The 20781-nt window shown below is 32.3% G+C and carries 14 protein-coding genes; 2 read left to right on the top strand and 12 right to left on the bottom strand.

The features are described from left to right. Positions 1 to 43: 43 nt before the first annotated feature. From LQ673_RS01290 to LQ673_RS01255, 8 genes are all read right to left on the bottom strand, one after another. Positions 44 to 1171 carry a DUF418 domain-containing protein gene (locus LQ673_RS01290; protein WP_191835735.1) on the bottom strand — a complete coding sequence of 376 codons (1128 nt, stop codon included), beginning with the start codon at positions 1169 to 1171 and terminating at the stop codon, positions 44 to 46. Continuing rightward, a complete protein-coding gene (gene addA, locus LQ673_RS01285) occupies positions 1171 to 4809 on the bottom strand; it encodes a helicase-exonuclease AddAB subunit AddA (RefSeq protein WP_191835734.1) in 3639 nt (1212 codons plus the stop codon). The genes LQ673_RS01290 and addA overlap by 1 nt, the downstream gene beginning before the upstream one ends. After that, entirely contained in the window at positions 4806 to 8276 is a 3471-nt protein-coding gene (addB, locus tag LQ673_RS01280; RefSeq protein WP_191835733.1) for a helicase-exonuclease AddAB subunit AddB, read from the bottom strand. The genes addA and addB overlap by 4 nt, the downstream gene beginning before the upstream one ends. Positions 8277 to 8372: 96 nt before the next feature. After that, on the bottom strand, positions 8373 to 8939 hold the full coding sequence (lepB, locus tag LQ673_RS01275; protein ID WP_119651065.1) for a signal peptidase I: 567 nt from the start codon (positions 8937 to 8939) through the stop codon (positions 8373 to 8375). Between the two features lie 19 nt (positions 8940 to 8958). Further along, positions 8959 to 9489, bottom strand: coding sequence for a signal peptidase I (gene lepB / locus LQ673_RS01270; RefSeq protein WP_103361877.1), 531 nt, complete (start codon positions 9487 to 9489; stop codon positions 8959 to 8961). After that, positions 9486 to 10100, bottom strand: a complete 615-nt coding sequence (locus LQ673_RS01265) for a TVP38/TMEM64 family protein (RefSeq protein WP_126477203.1) — start codon at positions 10098 to 10100, stop codon at positions 9486 to 9488. The genes lepB (LQ673_RS01270) and LQ673_RS01265 overlap by 4 nt, the downstream gene beginning before the upstream one ends. A 214-nt stretch (positions 10101 to 10314) precedes the next feature. After that, positions 10315 to 11259, bottom strand: a complete 945-nt coding sequence (locus tag LQ673_RS01260) for a nuclease-related domain-containing protein (RefSeq protein WP_191835732.1) — start codon at positions 11257 to 11259, stop codon at positions 10315 to 10317. A 94-nt stretch (positions 11260 to 11353) separates the two neighbouring features. After that, the gene (locus tag LQ673_RS01255) at positions 11354 to 12691 is read right to left on the bottom strand and encodes a glucose-6-phosphate isomerase (protein WP_037588854.1); all 1338 of its coding nucleotides are present in this window, start codon (positions 12689 to 12691) and stop codon (positions 11354 to 11356) included. Positions 12692 to 12901: 210 nt separating this feature from the next. Between LQ673_RS01255 and LQ673_RS01250 the strand changes: the two genes are divergently transcribed. Both LQ673_RS01250 and argH read left to right on the top strand, forming a co-directional pair. Next, positions 12902 to 14104, top strand: a complete 1203-nt coding sequence (locus LQ673_RS01250) for an argininosuccinate synthase (protein WP_025904705.1) — start codon at positions 12902 to 12904, stop codon at positions 14102 to 14104. Continuing rightward, on the top strand, positions 14101 to 15474 hold the full coding sequence (gene argH / locus LQ673_RS01245; RefSeq protein WP_191835731.1) for an argininosuccinate lyase: 1374 nt from the start codon (positions 14101 to 14103) through the stop codon (positions 15472 to 15474). The genes LQ673_RS01250 and argH overlap by 4 nt, the downstream gene beginning before the upstream one ends. Positions 15475 to 15522: 48 nt before the next feature. Here the strand turns inward: argH and LQ673_RS01240 are convergent, their stop codons facing one another. The 4 genes from LQ673_RS01240 to ygs form a co-directional block, all read right to left on the bottom strand. Continuing rightward, positions 15523 to 16767, bottom strand: a complete 1245-nt coding sequence (locus tag LQ673_RS01240) for a Glu/Leu/Phe/Val family dehydrogenase (RefSeq protein WP_025904703.1) — start codon at positions 16765 to 16767, stop codon at positions 15523 to 15525. A 108-nt stretch (positions 16768 to 16875) separates the two neighbouring features. Then, positions 16876 to 18066 (bottom strand): ornithine--oxo-acid transaminase, encoded by a 1191-nt coding sequence (locus LQ673_RS01235; RefSeq protein ID WP_025904702.1) that lies wholly within the window; start codon positions 18064 to 18066, stop codon positions 16876 to 16878. Between the two features lie 70 nt (positions 18067 to 18136). Beyond that, positions 18137 to 19681, bottom strand: coding sequence for an L-glutamate gamma-semialdehyde dehydrogenase (pruA, locus tag LQ673_RS01230; RefSeq protein ID WP_058591479.1), 1545 nt, complete (start codon positions 19679 to 19681; stop codon positions 18137 to 18139). A 244-nt stretch (positions 19682 to 19925) separates the two neighbouring features. After that, positions 19926 to 20306 (bottom strand): S1 domain-containing post-transcriptional regulator Ygs, encoded by a 381-nt coding sequence (gene ygs / locus LQ673_RS01225; protein ID WP_025904700.1) that lies wholly within the window; start codon positions 20304 to 20306, stop codon positions 19926 to 19928. Between the last annotated feature and the right edge of the window lie 475 nt (positions 20307 to 20781).

Below are 20781 nucleotides of genomic sequence, written 5' to 3'. Positions count from 1 at the left end.
GATTATACCGAATTTTTAGATAAATCGCATGCTTTTCAAACGATTATTTTAAATATGTTACTTTTCTCCATAATTTTTCCAATGGTCCTTGTTTAAATTTCATTAAATACAGATAACTCACGATAAGTTGTACGCAATAAATAACAATACCTATGATATAAATGGTTAAGACAGGTAACTTACCATAGAAATTAAAACCAACACCATAGAATATGAAAATACAAATTACACTTTGCATAATATAAGTCGTTAAGCTTAGTTTTCCGATTGATTGTAATGGCGTTAAAATTTTTCGAGCTGTTTGATCTTCACATAATATGACGAAGAACATAATATAGCTCAATGCAACAATTGGACCACCAATCATCTGACTCATTAATTGTGATGTTACTGAACCTTCTAACACGATTTGAATCATTTTAATCGCTAAACCTAAAATTAATACAACAACGCCTATCACCATATATAGATTTTTATGTTGTTTAATTTTGTTAAACCAATTAATTTGATGAGCATAAATACCGAATAGCATAATCGGTAAAATAGAAAATGGTCCTACTAGAATGGCGTTTGCAATATTCATACCAAAATATTTCAAATTAAAGCCAATAATCGATACATAATCAGCACTTGATAATATATTATTAACTCTTTCTAATTCTTGTAATCCTACGAAGCTTTCTATTTGTGTGACATCTTTTAATAAAATCATTGGCAGTAAATATAACAGTACAAATATGCCGATTCCTATTGATAGTGCAACTAATGTATATTGTGGTTTTAAGCGCACAAATATGATTGCAATTAAACCTAGCAATGCATATGTAGATAAAATGTCACCATAAAAAATGAATACGCCATGAATGATACCTAGCAGTAATAAAAATAGTAATCTTCTTGTAATCATTGGATAATAGTTTAATCCCTTATCCAAACTATTTTGATACATGATGGACAAACCATAACCAAATAGAAATGCAAATATTGGATAAAATGAAGCAATTATAAATAATGAACTGATTTTAAACCATGCACCATCTTGATGTTGAAAAAACTCAAACGGATTGATGATTTGATATGGATATGCAAAGGTTAAAATATTCATAAGTAATATACCTAGTAAACTAAACCCTCTTAATGCATCAATACTAAATATTCTTTGTTTTGCCATTAATGATTCTCCTTGATGTGTTTCGTTCCATATTGAAAGAAGTATAAATAACCTTCAACTGGTTTCTTCAATATTGTTTCCAATGTATTTTGATAATAACGCATTTGAACGTCATATTTTTGTTTCATCGTTTCTGCTACTTCTTCTTTTGTTTTACCTCTACGAACGATAAATGCATCTGTTTTATAATCTATAAATGATACTTTATCTCCTTCAATAAAAATACAATCTATCATCCCTTGAATAATCGGTTTATTATCTTTTTCAGAAACATCGAAAGATAAACCTTGATCGATATCATCTTGACCAACTACAAAAGGTACCTCTCTCATGACTTTATCAGCATTGACTAACCTTTTATATAAATCAGATTGTGTAAACACTTCTATTAATGATAAATCTAAATCTTGCATAGCGTCATCAGGTAGTATTTCTTTATCCATCAACTCGTGTACAAGATTTTGTAAATCTTCTAAAGATAAACCTCCTTGTTTTAAAGGAAGGTGTTGCATGACTGCATGCATCAAAGTACCAATTTCGGCACTTTGTCTTTTTTGTTTAGTCATAAACTTAGGTCTGTCATATGATTTAGTACCGAGTTGATATTGTCTCACAATTTGATAATCCGTACCCGCTTCTTCAGTTTCTCGCTGACGTTTAATTTCAGAAACAGATTGTTTTGCTGCAATATTTAACAGTTGTTCATCCGGATATTTGTACACCATCTGATTATAGATTTCATCCTTCTTCTCAGAAGGTTTATATTTCATAAGTGTATCTAACGTTGGTTTCTCGTATGAGATATCTTGTTCTTCATCTTGTTCTTCGTCACGTATGATATTGATATTAAAAGATTCACTTCGTTCAGACTTAAATGGCATTGAGTGTGATAAACCATTATCTTTCGATTTAGCTAGAACTGAAGAGATAAGATCAAATGGTGATTTCGCCTTCACTCTATATTCAGATTCAATTATTTCATCTTGATCTGCACTTACGAGACCAATTTTTTCGAGTGCTTTATCACCTTTAACACGACCAATAAGATATAATCCCTCTTTAGCTCTCGTTAATGCGACATAAATCAATCTCATTTCTTCAGAAATCATTTCTGTTTCATTGATATTTTTAAATATAATAGATGCTAATGTAGGGAATGAGACTTCTTTTTCAATATTGAAATATGTTAAAGCTAGTCCATATCGGTTATTTAAGATAACATGCTCTCTCAATTCAGTACGGTTAAATTCGCGTGTAATACCTGAATAAATAACAAACGGAAATTCCAGACCTTTACTACTATGAATCGTCATCATACGTACAACATCATCATTTGGCCCTATAACACTTTCTTGTCCGAAATCTTGTCCACGATCGATTAATTCATCGATAAATCTAATAAATTGGAAAATACCTCTTAAACTTGATGCTTCAAATTGTATAGCTTTATTTAATAAGCCGTATAAGTTCTGTCTTCTTTGAACACCACCAGTAAGGCCACTAAAGTAAGAAATTAAGTAATAGTCATTATACAATTTATCCAACAGTTGCCATACCGGGACAGACTTACTATATGCTTGATAGTCTTTCAATTGCGTTAAAAATTGATTAAGCTTTTCTACTAACGCTGCATCCGCTTCTGGATTTGACATATATTTATGAATAGAATCTATATAGTAAATTTCTTGAGGCGCTTTATTTCTAATTTCAGCAAGTTCATCTTCTTTAAATTGAAATGCTATCGAACGCATAACACCAACTAAATATTTATCTTGCAGCGGGTTATCTATTACTCGTAAAAATGAAAGCATCAATCTAATTTCATTTTGTTCGAAGTAGCCTTTTTTCGATTCTACATAAAACGGAATATTCGCTTCTTTAAATTGTTGTTGCATGTGCATCGCATTACTATAACTTCTCTCAAGAATCACAATGTCTTTGAATGTTGCTGGTCGATAACTTTGCGTTTTTCGATCAAATACGCGTTTGTTATCTAATATATATTGCACTTTATCTACAATAGCCTTTGCTTCAATAAGATTATTATCTTCTACTTCAAATGAATCTTGGACGATAATATCCATTTCTAGTGGCGTATGTTGTGAATCATAATCTGCACCGTAATACAATTTAGCTTCATCGTTATATTCAATTTCACCTACAACTTCATCCATCATATGTGAAAAGATAAAATTCGTATTATCGAGTACTTCTTTTCTAGATCGAAAGTTCTTAGATAAATCGATTACTTCACCTGATGCTATTTCCGGATCATTAAATCGTTTATATTTTTCTATAAATAATTCTGGCTCAGCTTGTCTAAATTTATAGATGGATTGTTTCACATCACCAACCATAAATAAGTTACCATTATGCTCTTCTCCACGTTTAATACAACTGATAATAGCTTCTTGTACTCTATTAGTATCTTGATATTCATCTACTAAAATTTCATCAAAGTAATCTCGATATTGCAATGCAATTTCTGAAGGATTACCATCATCATCTGTCAAAATTTCTAAAGCTAAATGTTCATAATCAGAGAAATCAATAATTCTTTTTTGTTGTTTGAGCGATTGGAAATATTGAATAACATCTTTAGTGATATCCGCAATCACTTTCACTCTTGGTCCCATATCTTTCATATCTTGAATTAAATCTTCTCTACTTCTACTAAGATAACCTTCAGTCAGTTCTTTTAAGTGGTCAATATAAGCTGTATGATAGTCTTTACCTAGAACCAGTAATTGCTCTGATCCTTCATTTTCAGACTTAATCTTTGCACTATTTGTCGGTAATTTTTTTGCTGCCATATCTAAATGTATTTGATCAAGTGGCTTACTACCTTCAAATACGCGCTCTAACCATATGCGTTCACCTTCTAAATACTTCACATGTTTATCGACTTCATTTAAATGCTGGTAGCAATCAATTGACTGATACAAAGCATTTTTAGCACTATCTAATTTACGATAAATAAGTTGGTCAAACATTTTAAAATAAGCATGATTTTCATCAATTTGTTCATATGGTTGATCCAATTCATTTAACCACGCGAAAGGATCTGCATGTGCAATACTAAATCGATACAAACGGTTCAATAATGCTCTTAAAGGCTCGTCAGAACGGTCATTGGATAAATGCTCAACGATTTCTAAAAATGTCTGTTCATTCTTTTCATAATAGCTTTCTAACACATCATCTATCGCCTGTTCTAATAAGACAATACTCTCAACTTCATTTGCAGTTCTAAAGTTTGGGTCAATATCAATTGTGTCATAATGTGATTTAATTAATGTTAAACAAAAGCTATGAAGTGTAGAAATTTGAGCTTGATGAATTTTAATTCTTTGTGACTTCAAATGTTCATCTTCAGGATATTTAATACTCTCTTTTTGAATTGCAGCATTGACCCTTGCTTTCATTTCTCTCGCACTTGCGTTAGTGAAGGTAACTACAAGCAGCCTATTGACGTCTTGTTTGTTACGCATGATTTTTTGAATAATACGCTCAACTAGTACAGCTGTCTTACCGCTTCCCGCTGCAGCTGCTACAAGGATATCTTTCCCTTCGCTATATATCGCTTTCCACTGATCATCCGTCCACTGTGCATCTATCGGCTTTTCTGGCAATGTCATTCTTCCGCCTCCTCTCTCAACATATCGATGATTTCATCTTTCGTTAAAGTATGTTCGATTTCTCTATATTGCTCTGTATCAGTTATAGGATCGATGTGACAAACTGATTTAAATTCACAAAATTGGCAAGGTAACCGCTTTTGATAGCGCATAGGCGAAACTTCTGTATGCCCATCCATAATTTGTGTAGCTGTTTCAACAAAGTTTTCTCTATTTTTATTCATTAATTTGAAAAATAGTTCTTCATCTAAAGCTTTACTATAACTATTTAATTCACCATTTTTCTTTTTCGTAACAGGGATCATGTCAGATTTTAATTGATCTATCAATTTATCATCAAGTGCATCGACTACTTCAGGATTTCTATTTACATAGCCGTCCATTTTGAATTTTTCAATGGTTTGTTGATAAATATCATCTACTTCTGGAATTTCTCCCCAACTTGTTGCTTTAATTTCAGGTTCATGCACATGGAAATACAATAATGCACCAGGTGATACGTTATCTTGTAGATTTAACAAAGCTTTATTTTGTAGTACGACATCTAAATACGTAAACATTTGCATTTGCATGCCATACATTACTTTAGTTAAATCTAAGCTTGTCACTGATGACTTATAATCAATAATAGACACATAATCTTTATCTTTACCTTTATATACATCCAATCTATCAATTTGACCTCTAATATTAATTGGAATTTTTCGTTTCGTTGCTAAAGGTGTCGTTTTTAATTGATGTTTAGATGTTGCACCAAAGTTTAATTCAAATTGATAAGCTTTGAATTTTGAATGACTTGTTTGATACTTCATTGCTTCTAATGTAGATTTCAAAATGTTTTGGATGCGTAATTTTAAATATCTATAATGTGCAGTACGATGTAGGACATCAAATTGAATTTTAGGTAAGCTTTCATCGATAGCTTCGTTTATGAGTTTAGTCATGGCTTTTGCTGATAATTTGCTAAAGTCTCCATTTACTTCATCTGAAATATATTTCAATGTTTGATGGAATATATTACCGATATCGACACTTTGAATTTGATATTTCGTACGTTCGTTTAATTTTAAACCGTGTGAAACGTAATGTTTAAATGGACATTGATTATATGTTTCAAACCTTGATACACTGGCGTTTATTTTCTGACCATATAGTGATTCAGATACGTCTGTATTCAATTGGACTGTATCATTTTTATACGTTAAAGCTGATGTTAAAAATTGAACAGTATGGTCTAAATGATGAATATCTAATGAAGCATGATACGCATCTAACCATATATCATTAACAATCTCATCATTCATCCAATCATTTAAATGTTCAAATATATGCATTTGACTTTGATGTTCATGTTCTAATAGTTGAATAGGATTGTGTTCTATACTTGATTTTAATGATTGAACTTCGAGGTTTGTAAATAGAGATTGAATCGTATTGATAAATGGACTCTTTTCTCTAATTTCTCCGCCATCGGACATTAAACTATACGTGAATACAACTTCTTTCTTAGCACGCGTCATCGCAATATAACATACAAACGCTTCATCCATCTGTAAAATATCACTCGTCGGACTTAATTCTAAACCGCTCGATGCTGCTAATTCTTTCTTCTCATCGTCTGTTAATAACAACATTTGATTAGATACTTTCGGTAAAACACCGTCATTCATACCAAGCAAGAATACAATTTCTTTATTATCCACTTTGGCTAAATCCATATTACCGACTGTTACTTCATCTAGTGTTTGCGGAATCATTGAGAATTCTAATTCATCCAATCCTCTATCCAATATTTCGATGTATTCATTTAAAGAAAGCTTTACATCACCTAACACTTCTACGATGTCATCAAATATACGAATTGTCCCTTCCCATACTTGGTCAATTTCTTCCGCTTCTTCAAACTGATGCTTTATTTCTAATTCATCGCGCATCGTCATTAAGTGCGTAGGTAAATCAAATTGTTCGATAACGCCATATAATCGACTCGTAAAGTCTTCCACTGTTTGACTATCCGCTAAAGCTTCGTTCAATTTTTCAATACGATTCACAACATAATCTTTCAAGTCGATGACACTTTGCACTGTTTTTCTATCTTCTTCTATAAATGTATCTTCTTCTTTTCTTAAAGATTTTTTACCGAGTTTTTCAAATGATTCAACTGTGAAAAATTCTGGATTCGTCCATCTCTTACCAGATATCCCTCTTTCAAATGCATAGTTTTCTAATATATCAATTAAATATGGCGCATTTGGGATATGGCTTGTTAAGATGCCTGTCTTCAACATGCGCATGACAGGTTCAAATCTCCATCCAGTTTGAATGACTTCTAACATAGACCGTAAACATTCAATGAACGGATGATATGCCATTTTCTTTTTCGCATCATGATTATACGCAATATTAAAATGCGGTAATACCGTTTCAATCAACTGCTCATAACCTGGATCACGATAAAGTATCGCGATGTCTTTGTAAGATAGATGTTCTTCTCTCGAACGTCTTAATATCTCTCTCGCAACGTATTGCACTTCATCTCTCATATTGGATGTTTCTATAATTTTTAAATCTTCACTATCAATGGTATTCGGAAGTAATGCGTCAAATTGACTTTCCAAATGCTTTAATACTTTTTGATTATTGAATCTTTCTGTTGTCTTAAAGTGCGTATAATTAATCTTAATTTGTAATGCATCCGCAATGTCTTCAACGTGATTGAGAGATTCCGATGTTTTTCTAAATAAGCTAAATGGATCTTTGTCTCCATCTGTCGTTAAACCGATTGTAACCGACTTACTATATTTAACTAATGCTTCAATAACGCGATATTCGAGTGTTGAAAAGTTATGAAAACCGTCAATATAAATATCTGCTTGTTTGATGTAGTCTGAGTTTGGTATTTTCTCAATTAATTTATACAAGACATCTTCTGCTTGTACATAGCGGCCGTTTAATTGATCTTCTAACGCTTTATATATTGTTTCGATATCACTAAGTTTATCTTTCATTCTTTTAGGAATGGCTTCGTTATGTTCAATATAATGTGATAAATCATCAGGACTTACATTATATTTCTTGAAGTCTTTAATCTCATTCATCATTTTATGACTAAACCCATAATGTTGAATGGTAGACTGATATAAATTTAATTGTTTTTTATGTGTATGTAATAAGTGATATGTAAGCATTTCTAACGCTTCATCTGAAATTTGTTGTTCAACAAGACCGCCTTCATCACTTAAAACCCTCCAACTTAACCTTTCAAATCCGAATACTGAAGTACGTATACTTCCTTTTAAATTAGGATTTTTAACAAATGCTTGTTCATATTGGAAGGTATTTTGAGTTGGTGTCAAAAATATAATTGGGTCTCCTAATGGATCTTGAATCATAGCTTCAGTCATTTGGTTAAGCATTTGATTCGTTTTCCCGGTCCCACTTCGTCCAATCCATACATTTAATTGCATTTATTTCTACCTCCCTTACGTTCTCTTATTCATTTATTTTAACATAAAAAGAACACCTCACTTAATTTCAAAGTAAGGTGTTACAGAACTTTTATATTAATTTGTAGATGGGTCAAAATTATAATGGAATTGATTAATTGGCCAGAATCTTAATGCAACTTCACCAACAATGACATCTTTATCAATCAAACCAAATGAACGGCCATCTTTACTCACTTCACGGTTATCTCCTAAGACTAAATATTCATCTTTAGGAATTTTATTAACTCCATTTGAATTCACTAAATCTTTGACTTCAAAGTTCTCTGTTAATAAATCACGAGACTTATTCGCTTTGTTTGCTTTCAAGTATTCTTCAGGTACTTTTTTACCATTTACATATAATTGGTCGTTTTCATATTTTACTGTGTCACCAGGTTTACCGATAACACGTTTTACATAATCATCATTTGCGTTTGCGTGGAATACAATAACATCTCCGTTATCAATATCCCCTACTTTATAACCAATTTTATTGACGATTACTTTTTCACTATTTTTTAAAGTTGGGTACATGGAATCACCAGAAACTGTATATGTTACAAATAAGAATTTTTGTATCAATAACACACATACAACTGCTACTGCAATCGCCACAACCCATTCAAATATCTCTTTTTTCAAAAATGCCACCTCATTATTATTATTTATCAAAATTCACATCTATTTGATTAAATGGATAATATCTTAAATTCACAGTACCGACGATATCATCTTCATGTACAAATCCAATTTCTCTTGAGTCTCTGCTATTGCTACGATTGTCACCTAATACTAAATATTCACCGTTAGGAATAACATCACTTTTAGAGCCTTGAATTGTTCTTGTACTGAAGTCATCAGTTTTTATATCATCATTTAAATAACGCTCATTTACATGAGTACCATTAATATACAGTTTGTTGTTTTTCATTTCAACTGTGTCGCCTGGTAACCCGATAACTCTTTTAATATAATCAGCATTTTTATTCGCATGAAATACGATAACATCACCGTTATTAATTTGTCCAAAATTTTTAACAAGTTTATTAACAATTACTCTATCATTATCATGAAAAGTTGGTTTCATTGAGTCTCCGTCTACAACATAACCGATGAATAAAAATGTTCTTACAGCAAATAATAATACTAACGCAATAATAATTGCAATTATCCATTCGAATATTTTTTTCATTTTTGACTCCTATTTTTTAAGCGTTTATCAAAATATTTTTCTAAGCCTTTTCCAACTAGCCAGAGTATAAATATAATCACGACTACTATTATACTCTTTTTAGGACTTGCAAAAAAGGAATTTATATCGGCACCGATGAAACTTAACGTAAATATCATAATGGCTTTTGATAAAATTAACGCAATTAAATAGACTTGTTTACTAATATTTGAAAACGCACTAACCATATTAACTAAAGCACCTGGTGTAAATGGAAAGCATAACAAAATAAACAGTGGTCCAAACCCATGTTCATCAATCCACTGAATAAATCTTACAACTCTAGGCTGTTCAATAATCCTTTTCATAAAAGGCTTTTTAGAAATTAATCTAAAGATTAAAAAGACAATATAACTTCCCGAAACAGTACCAGCCCATGTAATGATAAAACCTAGCAATAATCCATAAGCATTTACATTAGCAATAACAAAGAGAATAATCGGCAAAAACGGTAAGAATGCCTCAATAAAAGGTAATAAAAATGCTATGAATATCCCGAACGATCTAAACGTTTCAATTAATTCAGTAATATTCTCTTCACTGAACCAATTCATTAAATCTTGTATTAACATGTAACGCAACTTCCTTCTTAAATTTAGATTAATTATACCGATAAATGTGTAAATAGAAAAGTAAATTGACATCATACAAAAGTCGTATCTTTAGGAATGAGAAGGAATTTAGTTTATGGAGATAAGGAGATTGTTGGTATGGAGAATCAATGGTTATGGACCGATAATTATTTTTATCGGTCCATATTTCTCATTTCTAGACCGGTAATTATTTTTATCGGTCCATATTTCTCGTTTCTGGACCGGTAAATTTTTTTAACGGTCCATATTTAGTACTTTTTCTATTACCGCTTCTGATAAAGTACTTATATAGGATTCTCTTTATGGAACTTCTGTAGACACCCGTCCACATTTCTGCTTCTTTTACTGAAAATGGTGCGCCTTTTAATAAATATAATTCTTCTAATGATTGAATAATAATATTCGCTCTATTCAATTCTTTCTTACAATGGTGACATTTTAAATATTTTCGTTTATTAAATAATTCATCTACTCGAATCAACTTTCGACAGTTTGTACATCGTACGCCTCTTTTTAAATCTTTATAGTCTATATTCAAATTTGGTATTTGATTTGTATTTAAAAATGGTTCGTGTAGGCTTTTTAGTTTGCAGTATATCCATTTATTTTCTTCATATTTAAAGTTTTGTGATACCATGTCTTTTATTTTATGTATCTCACTTTTTAAAATAATGTTCATTCGAGATCGTAAATCACCATGTAACGTGAATGTTGGATGTATAAAAACAACATAGCTTTCTACTTTGCGTTTTAATTTATATTTCTCAACGATTCTTTTTAAGCCTTCTTGAGCGACTTCATATTGATTAATAAGATCTTTAGATACAAAACCTGTACTTCTAAATAGTTTGTGCTGATCAAAATAATAGTCACCTGTATAATTTTTAATTTCAAATTGAATGATGGCATCGTCTGTTATGACTACAAAATCAAATTGAATATGGTTATAATTTTTAATTTGCAAATCATATAGCCACCATTCTGCTCCATAACTTTCAAGTATTTGAGCGAATGCTTTTTCACCTTCGTACCCTTGTTTTGTGACTTGGTATTGTTCATCTACATTTTCAGGTAACACATCTATCCTATTTTGCAATGCATCAATATAAGCTAAAAATAAATTTTTACGTATTTTCATAAAATACCACTCATTTCTTCAAAAAATTCAAATCCAAAATAAAAAAAGTCCTCCAAATTAAATTTGGGGACTTTTTTCTAAAATACGTTTCATATTATAGTCTATCTTCTAATTCTTTTTTCAAGTCTTCGAATCCTGGTTTACCAAGTAATGCGAACATATTTTGTTTGTATGCTTCAACACCTGGTTGATTAAATGGATTCACACCTAACATATAACCACTCATTGCACATGCTAATTCGAAGAAGTATACAACATAACCGAATGTATATGCATCTAATTGAGGAACTTTAACAACTAAGTTTGGTACGCCACCATCTGTATGTGCTAATAATGTTCCTTGGAATGCTTTCGTATTAACGAAGTCAACTGTTTCACCTGCTAAGAAGTTTAAACCGTCTAAATCGTCTTTATCTTCTTCAATTGTAATATCATGTTTAGGATTTTCAACTTTTACAACTGTTTCAAATAAGAAACGACGGCCTTCTTGTACATATTGACCAAGTGAATGTAAGTCAGAAGTGAAGTTAGCACTTGAAGGATAAATACCTTTGAAGTCTTTACCTTCAGATTCACCGAATAACTGTTTCCACCATTCACTGAAGTATTGCAAAGCTGGTTCGTAGTTGATTAACATTTCTGTTGAATATCCTTTTGCATATAAGATATTACGAATTGCTGCATATTGATATGCAATATTGTCATCAAGTTCTGAAGATGATAAATCTTCACGTGCAGCTGCAGCACCTTTCATCATATCTTGAATATCAATACCACTTGCTGCGATTGGTAATAATCCAACTGCTGTTAATACTGAATATCTACCACCGACATCATCTGGTACGACAAATGTTTCGTATCCTTCACCAGTCGCTAAATCTTTTAAAGCACCTTTTTCTTTATCAGTTGTAGCAAATATACGGTTTTTAGCTTCTTCTTTACCGTATTTTTCTTCTAAAATTTTCTTGAAGATTCTAAATGCTACTGCAGGTTCAGTCGTTGTACCTGATTTAGAAATAACGTTAATAGAGAAATCTTTACCATCTATATACTCAATTAAATCATGTACATAAGACGATGATAAATGATGACCTACAAATATAATTTGAGGATTTTCACCTTTTTCATAATTAGCAAATGTAGAATTTAACATTTCAACTGCTGCACGAGCACCTAAATATGAACCACCAATACCAATAACAAGTAATACTTCAGATTGTTCTTTGATACGTTTAGAAGCAGCTAGAATTCTATCGAACTCTTCTTTGTCATAATCTACAGGAAGGTCAACCCATCCTAAAAAGTCGCTACCTGCTCCAGTCTTTTCATGTATAACATGATGTATATTTTTTACTAGATCACGTGATTGTTCTAACTCATGTTCACCAAAAAATGTTAAAGCTTTTTTATAATCAAATTGAATATGTGACATAATATCCTCCTATGTAATCTATATTTAATTTCAACAACGTCTTTATTTTACTCTAGTTTTCATAGGCTTTCAATCGAAATGCAACGATATACTTTTAAGTGCATAAATATTTAAAATAACTATTGAACATTCATTCCTAATATGATATTGTATGTTTATCGATTAAATATACAAGATATTAAATATTAATACAAAAGCGAGGTTTTTTTAATGACTAACAAAGTTGTATTGGCATACTCAGGTGGATTAGATACGAGTGTTGCAGTAAAATGGCTAATTGAAAAAGGATATACAGTAATTGCATGTTGCCTAGATGTTGGTGAAGGTAAAGATTTAGAACTAGTAAAACAAAAAGCATATGATATGGGTGCAGAAAAATCATATGTAATAGATGCAACTAAAGAATTCAGTGAAGATTTTGTTGGATATGCAATTAAAGGGAATACAATGTATGAAGGAAGTTATCCACTTGTTTCTGCATTAAGTAGACCACTTATCTCTAAGAAATTAGTTGAAATCGCGCAAGAAGAAGATGCGATTGCAATAGCACATGGCTGTACTGGTAAAGGGAATGACCAAGTACGTTTTGAAGTAGCTATTAAAGCATTAGCACCTCATATTGAAGTATTAGCGCCAGTACGTGAATGGTCTTGGAGTCGTGAGGAGGAAATTGATTATGCTAAAAAACATAACATTCCAATTCCTATCAATCTAGATTCTCCATATTCAATTGACCAAAATTTATGGGGTCGTAGTAATGAGTGTGGTATTCTTGAAGATCCATTTGCGACACCACCAGAAGATGCATATGATTTAACGAAACCAATTGAAGAAACACCTGATACACCAGAAGAACTTGAAATTGTATTTGAAAAAGGTTTACCTATTTCAATCAATAATAAATCATATCCGTTAGATGAATTAATCTTACAACTTAATGAAATTGCTGGTTTACACGGTATCGGTAGAATCGATCACGTAGAAAACCGTTTAGTTGGTATTAAATCACGTGAAGTATATGAAACACCAGGTGCAAAGGTTATAATGGAAGCACATAAAGCATTAGAGACGATTACTTTAACTAAAGACGTTGCACACTTTAAACCAGTAATCGAAAAACAATTAGCTGAACAAATCTATAATGGATTATGGTTCTCTCCATTAACAGATAGCTTAAAACAATTTATCGATTCTACACAAACTCAAGTAACAGGTACAGTTCGTGTTAAACTATTTAAAGGAAATGTAATCGTTAATGGACGTAAATCTCCATTTAGTTTATACAATGAAGCACTTGCTACGTATACTAAAGAAGACGCATTTAACCAAGAAGCAGCTGTTGGATTCATTGAAATCTTCGGTTTACCTACTAAGGTTAAAGCATTATTAGAAACAGAGGGTGTTTTAAAATGACAAAAAAAGCATGGGGTGGAAGATTCGAGTCTAACCCTGAATCATGGGTAGATGCATTTAATGCATCTATCCATTTTGATAAAAATTTAATTGATCAAGATATTCAAGGTAGTATTGCACATGCAACAATGTTAGCGGAGCAAAATATCATCAAAACAGAAGAAGCAAATCAAATTATTCAAGGTTTAAAAGATATTCAAGCCGACTATTATAACGGTAATCTTGATCTTTCTGAATCACTAGAAGATATTCATTTAAATATTGAACATGCTTTAATTCAGAAGATTGGTCAAGTTGGCGGTAAATTGCATACTGGTAGAAGTAGAAATGACCAAGTTGCAACGGATATGCACCTTTATACAAAACAACATGTTCAAGAGATTCTCACACTTATAGAGTCTCTTCAAAAATCAATTCTTGTTATTGCTGATGAACATGTGCATACTATCATGCCCGGTTACACGCACTTACAAAGAGCGCAACCTATTTCTTTCGCGCATCATATCATGACTTATTTCTGGATGTTAGAGCGTGATAAATCGAGATTTAATGATAGTTTAAAAAGAATCGACATCAGTCCACTAGGTGCTGCAGCTTTAAGCGGTACAACGCACCCTATTGATAGACATCGTACACAAGAACTTTTAAACTTTAGTAGTTTATATGAAAATAGTCTTGATGCAGTTAGTGACCGTGATTATATCGTTGAAACATTGCATAATATTTCATTAACGATGGTTCACCTTTCGAGATTTGCAGAAGAAATTATTTTCTGGTCTACTGATGAAGCTAAATTCGTTACATTATCAGATAGTTTCTCTACTGGATCATCGATTATGCCACAGAAGAAAAATCCTGATATGGCAGAATTGATTAGAGGAAAAGTAGGCCGAACAACGGGTCATTTAATGAGTATGCTCGTTACTTTAAAAGGCTTGCCATTAGCATATAATAAAGATATGCAAGAAGATAAAGAAGGTCTGTTTGATGCCATTCATACGATTAAAGGCTCATTACGTATTTTCGAAGGTATGATATCTACTATGCAAGTGAATAAAGAGCGTTTAAACGAAACAGTCCATAAAGATTTTTCTAATGCTACTGAGCTAGCTGATTATTTAGTAGAACAAAATATACCTTTTAGAGAAGCACATGAGATCGTAGGTAAAATCGTCTTATGGTGCATTCAAAATGGCAAATATTTATTAGATGTGCCATTAGAACAATATCAATCTTATAACGAACGTATACAAGAAAATGTATATGATTACTTAAAACCTGAAAACTGTTTAAACCGTAGAAAAAGTTATGGTTCAACAGGTCAAGAGTCCGTACAACATCAAATTAATGTCGCTAAAGAACTCATATAATCAAAAAAACACACCATTCAAAATGGTGTGTTTTTTATTGGTTAAGGCTTATGCCCAACCTCTATATCTAGCCGCTTCAGCTGTACGTTTAATACCTACAATATAAGCTGCTAATCTCATATCTATTTTTCTGTTTTCTGATAAATTGTAAATTGTATCAAAAGCTTTAACTAATTTTTCACGTAGTTTTTCATTTACTTCTTCTTCAGTCCAGTAATAACCTTGGTTATTTTGTACCCACTCGAAGTATGATACTGTTACGCCACCAGCACTAGCTAGTACGTCTGGTACAAGAAGAACGCCACGCTCACTTAATATTTTAGTTGCTGCCATTGTAGTTGGACCATTTGCTGCTTCTACTACAATTTCAGCTTTAATATCATTAGCATTTTCTTCTGTAATTTGATTTGAAATCGCTGCTGGAACAAGGATATCACAATCAATTTCAAATAATTCTTTATTAGAAATTGTGTCATCAAATAGATTTGTAACTGTTCCGAAGCTATCACGACGATCTAATAAATAATCGATATCTAAACCTTCAGGATCATGAAGTGCACCGTAAGCATCTGAAATACCTACAATTTTAGCGCCTTGATCATATAAGAATTTCGCTAAAAAGCTTCCTGCGTTACCAAATCCTTGAATAACGACTCTTGAACCTTCGATTGTTTTTCCACGTCTCTTAGCTGCTTCTTCAATTGCAATAACAACACCTAATGCAGTAGAACGATCTCTACCTTGAGAACCACCTAAAACAATAGGTTTACCAGTAATAAATCCTGGAGAATTGAATTCATCCATTTGACTATATTCATCCATCATCCAAGCCATAATTTGTGAGTTTGTAAATACGTCTGGTGCTGGAATGTCTTTTGTAGGACCTACTATTTGAGAAATAGCACGAACATATCCACGAGATAATCTTTCTACTTCATGAATACTCATTTGTCTTGGGTCACAGACAATACCACCTTTACCACCACCATATGGTAAATCTACAATTCCACATTTTAACGTCATCCACATAGATAATGCTGTTACTTCTTCGACATCAACATCTGGGTGGAAACGAACCCCACCTTTAGTTGGTCCAACTGCATCATTATGTTGTGCACGATAACCAGTAAATGTCTTAACAGAACCGTCATCCATTCTAACAGGTATACGCACTGTTAATAATCTCATTGGTTCTTTAATTAAATCGTACATTCCCTCGTCAAAACCTAATTTATTAAGGGCTTCACCAATAATTTCTTGTGTCGATGAAACTAAATTTAAATTTTCGCTCATGATCCTCTTCGCCTCTTTTTTAAATACTTTTAATCTCTAAATAATTGTAACATAATTGATTATTTTTAAAAGGTCTTAAACGTTTTTTTGTAAACGTTATCAGATTTTTTATTTAAAAACAGACTTAACTTGATCAAGTGCCCAATCTAAATCTTCTTTTTCGATAATAAGTGGTGGTGCAAAACGAATAACTGTATCGTGTGTTTCTTTACATAACAGACCTAATTCTTTTAATTTTTCACAATATGGTCTTGCATCTTCAGTTAGTTCGATACCGATGAATAAACCTTTACCTCTTACTTCTTTGATTGATGGATGATCAATTTTTTGTAATTCTTCTTTGAAATAAGTTCCTAATTCTAAAGAACGTTCAGATAATTTTTCATCAATTAGTACATCTAATGCTGCAACAGATACTGCACATGCTAGAGGGTTACCACCAAAAGTAGACCCATGTGAACCTGGGTTAAATACTTCTAGAATTTCTTTATTACCAACGATACATGAAATTGGGAATACGCCTCCACCTAATGCTTTACCTAAGATATACATATCTGGTTGAACATTATCCCAATCTGTTGCGAATAATTTACCTGTTCTACCAAGACCAGCTTGAATTTCATCTGCAATGAATAATACATTGTTTTCATCACAAACTTCTCTAATTTGTTTTAAATAACCGTCTTCAGGTACATTAATACCAGCTTCACCTTGAATAGGTTCAATTAATACGGCTGCTGTATTTGGTGTAATAGCAGATTTAATTTGTTCGATATCACCGAAATCAACAAGTTTGAATCCACCTAATAATGGACCGTAACCTCTTTGGTATTCTTTTTCTGAAGAAAGTGAAACTGCAGCCATTGTACGACCATGGAAGTTACCATTCATCGCAATGATTTCTGCTTTGTTATCTTCTACGCCTTTCACATCATAAGCCCAACGTCTTGCAGCTTTAATAGCCGTTTCAACAGCTTCTGCACCTGTGTTCATTGGTAATACCATTTCTTTATTTGCAAGTTTACAAATTTTTTCATACCAAGGACCTAATTGGTCACTGTGGAATGCACGTGAAGTAAGTGTTACACGATCTGCTTGATCTTTTAATGCTTGGATAATTTTCGGATGACGATGACCTTGGTTAACTGCAGAATAAGCAGATAACATATCTAAATAGCGATTGCCCTCTGGATCTTTAACCCAAATACCTTCCGCTTCTGAAATTACAATTGGTAATGGCAAATAGTTCGGCGCACCAAATGTATTTGTTTGTTCAATGATTTCTTGTGACTTTGTCATATTAAATCTCCTCCCATTAAAACAGTAGAGCATGTATACGCCCTACTGTATTTTTATTATTTCAACAATATTATAACATTTCTGAAGTAGTACGTCCTTGTAAGTGAAGTACTAAGTAATCTGGTCCACCTGCTTTAGAATCTGTACCTGACATTTTAAAGCCACCAAATGGTTGGTAACCTACAATTGCACCTGTACATCCTCTATTGAAGTATAAGTTACCTACCATAAAGTCTCTACGTGCTTGTTCTAATTTAGAGCGGTTATTTGTAATAACGCCACCTGTTAAACCGTATTCTGTATCATTTGCAAATTCAATTGCTTGATCAAAATCTTTTGCTTTGCTGAAACCAACAACTGGTCCGAAGATTTCTTCTTGCATTACTCTGTCGTCATGTTTTAAATCAGCAATTACAGTTGGGTTAACGAAATGTCCTTTTTCTTCGTCAGTTGTACCACCTGCTACAATACGGCCTTCTTTTTTACCGATTTCGATATATTTTTTAATTTTGTTTAATGAGTTTTCGTCAATTACTGGACCCATATAATTAGCTTGATCAGTTGAATCACCGACAGTTAATTTTTCTGTACGTTCAACTACTTTGTCTAATAATTCATCATAAATATCTTCAACTGCAATAACACGTGAACATGCTGAACATTTTTGACCTGAGAATCCAAATGCTGATTGTACGATTGAATCAGCTGCTAAATCTAAGTCGCCTTCTGAATCAACGATAATTGTATCTTTACCACCCATTTCAGCAATAACGCGTTTAAGGTGAGTTTGGCCTTTTTGAACTTTTGCAGCTCTTTCGTAAATAGAAACACCTACATCACGAGAACCAGTGAATGAAATAAGACTTGTATCTTTATGATCAATTAAATAATCACCGATTTCACTTGATGAACCTGGAATGTAGTTTACCACCCCTTTTGGTAAACCTGCTTCTTCTAAAACTTCCATAAATTTATAAGCGATAACTGGTGTTTTAGATGATGGTTTCAATAACACTGTGTTTCCTGTCACCACTGGTGCTACAGTTGTACCAGCCATGATTGCAAATGCGAAGTTCCATGGTGAAATAACAACACTTACACCAACTGGTAAATAATTATATTTATTATATTCTCCTGGACGACTTTCTACTTTTTTACCGTCTTTTAATTCAAGCATTTGACGTGCATAGTATTCCATAAAGTCGATTGCTTCAGCAGTATCTGCATCTGCTTCTTTCCATGGTTTACCACCTTCTTTAGAAAGTAAAGCTGAGAATTCGTGTTTACGACGTCTCGTAATTGCTGCTGCTCTGAATAAAACGTCAGCACGGACACTTGGATCAGTATCTCTCCATGTTTTAAAGGCTTCTTTAGCAGCTTCCATTGCTTTTTCAGCATGTTCTTTGCTTGCTTTAGAAACTAATCCTACTGTTTCTTCAATATTTGAAGGGTTATATGAACGTGTTTTATCTTCTGTAAAAATACGTTCTCCTCCAACAATAATTGGATACTCTTTTCCTAAATATCCTTCAACTGTTTTAAGACCTTCTAAGTATGCAGCCTTATTCTCCTCTTTCGTAAAATCAGTAAATGGTTCGTGTTTGTATGGAATCATTAAAGTAAACCTCCCTATGTTTATACGGGGTATTAAGAAACCCCTTACATCCCTATAATGACACACTTTTATAGATTACTTCAAGCTATTTTTTTCTGAATTTTTACAATAAAAATAAGTTGTAAATTTACTTCAAATAAATATTCAAAAAGCCGTTTAAATGTTCATTCAATGAAGTGATTTTTCGTATAAAAAAAGCCGGATTATCATGTAAGATATCCAGCTTGTAAAGACGATAGATCATTTATTCGTCTTCAAAATGTTTATTTGATTGTTTAATCCACTTAGGCAACCTTTCTTCTAAAGGTTGAAACCCGTATTTTTCTGTCTCTCTAATTTCATCTAGAACTGAGCGCTTTTCTTTCTTACGTTCTTGTCTTTTGAAATATTCATTATCTTTAAGTGATAAATTCAACTTGCCATCCGCTTCAACTTTAATTATTTTAGCTTTTACTATCTGGCCAACATTAAGAAATTGATTAAGGTTGTGCACGTAATCATTCATCACTTCAGAAATATGAATGAGACCTTCCACATGATCAGGGGTTTCAACAAAGGCGCCATATGGCTGAATGCCAGTCACTTTTACCTTTACAAACTGACCAACTTTATATTGTTTTCTCACTTTTAGAAAACCCCTTGTACTTGAAGTTATTAACTATTTCATCATAGCATAGTTATTTTTATTAAACCATTAATTTGATATATAATTCTGAAAATATTATGCATAAATATAAATCATCTATAAATTCATGAATTTATTATTAGATTAAGAAATAAGTATTCTATGGAGAAAATAGATTAAAGATTCTTTATTTGTTGTAGGATTTGTATGGGGATTTTATGAGATATGAGATATGTTGGGCGCTAACGATCTTGTTTTTGAGTCTTGATCGTTAGCGACTCGTTTTATCTCTGTTTTTTGATTTTTTTCTGCGCTAACGATCTTGTTTCTGTTTCTTGAGCGTTAGAATTTCTAACGATCTTGTTTTTGAGTCTTGATCGTTAGCGCCTCGTCTTATCTCTGTTTTTGGATTTTTTTCTGCGCTAACGATCTTGTTTTGATTTCTTGAGCGTTAGAATTTCTAATGATCTTGTTT

The sequence above is a fragment of the Mammaliicoccus sp. O-M54 genome, assembly GCF_022386035.1.
GTDB lineage: Bacteria > Bacillota > Bacilli > Staphylococcales > Staphylococcaceae > Mammaliicoccus > Mammaliicoccus sciuri_A.
The sequence above is the reverse complement of the archived record's forward strand: the minus strand, read 5'-3'. Positions and strand labels throughout refer to the sequence as shown.

Coding starts and splice junctions, on each gene's coding strand:
- LQ673_RS01290 (WP_191835735.1), bottom strand. CDS start 1,171: ATGGCAAAACAAAGAATATTTAGTATTGATGCATTAAGAGGGTTTAGT.
- addA (WP_191835734.1), bottom strand. CDS start 4,809: ATGACATTGCCAGAAAAGCCGATAGATGCACAGTGGACGGATGATCAG.
- addB (WP_191835733.1), bottom strand. CDS start 8,276: ATGCAATTAAATGTATGGATTGGACGAAGTGGGACCGGGAAAACGAAT.
- lepB (WP_103361877.1), bottom strand. CDS start 9,489: ATGAAAAAAATATTCGAATGGATAATTGCAATTATTATTGCGTTAGTA.
- LQ673_RS01265 (WP_126477203.1), bottom strand. CDS start 10,100: ATGTTAATACAAGATTTAATGAATTGGTTCAGTGAAGAGAATATTACT.
- LQ673_RS01260 (WP_191835732.1), bottom strand. CDS start 11,259: ATGAAAATACGTAAAAATTTATTTTTAGCTTATATTGATGCATTGCAA.
- LQ673_RS01255 (WP_037588854.1), bottom strand. CDS start 12,691: ATGTCACATATTCAATTTGATTATAAAAAAGCTTTAACATTTTTTGGT.
- LQ673_RS01250 (WP_025904705.1), top strand. CDS start 12,902: ATGACTAACAAAGTTGTATTGGCATACTCAGGTGGATTAGATACGAGT.
- argH (WP_191835731.1), top strand. CDS start 14,101: ATGACAAAAAAAGCATGGGGTGGAAGATTCGAGTCTAACCCTGAATCA.
- LQ673_RS01240 (WP_025904703.1), bottom strand. CDS start 16,767: ATGAGCGAAAATTTAAATTTAGTTTCATCGACACAAGAAATTATTGGT.
- LQ673_RS01235 (WP_025904702.1), bottom strand. CDS start 18,066: ATGACAAAGTCACAAGAAATCATTGAACAAACAAATACATTTGGTGCG.
- pruA (WP_058591479.1), bottom strand. CDS start 19,681: ATGATTCCATACAAACACGAACCATTTACTGATTTTACGAAAGAGGAG.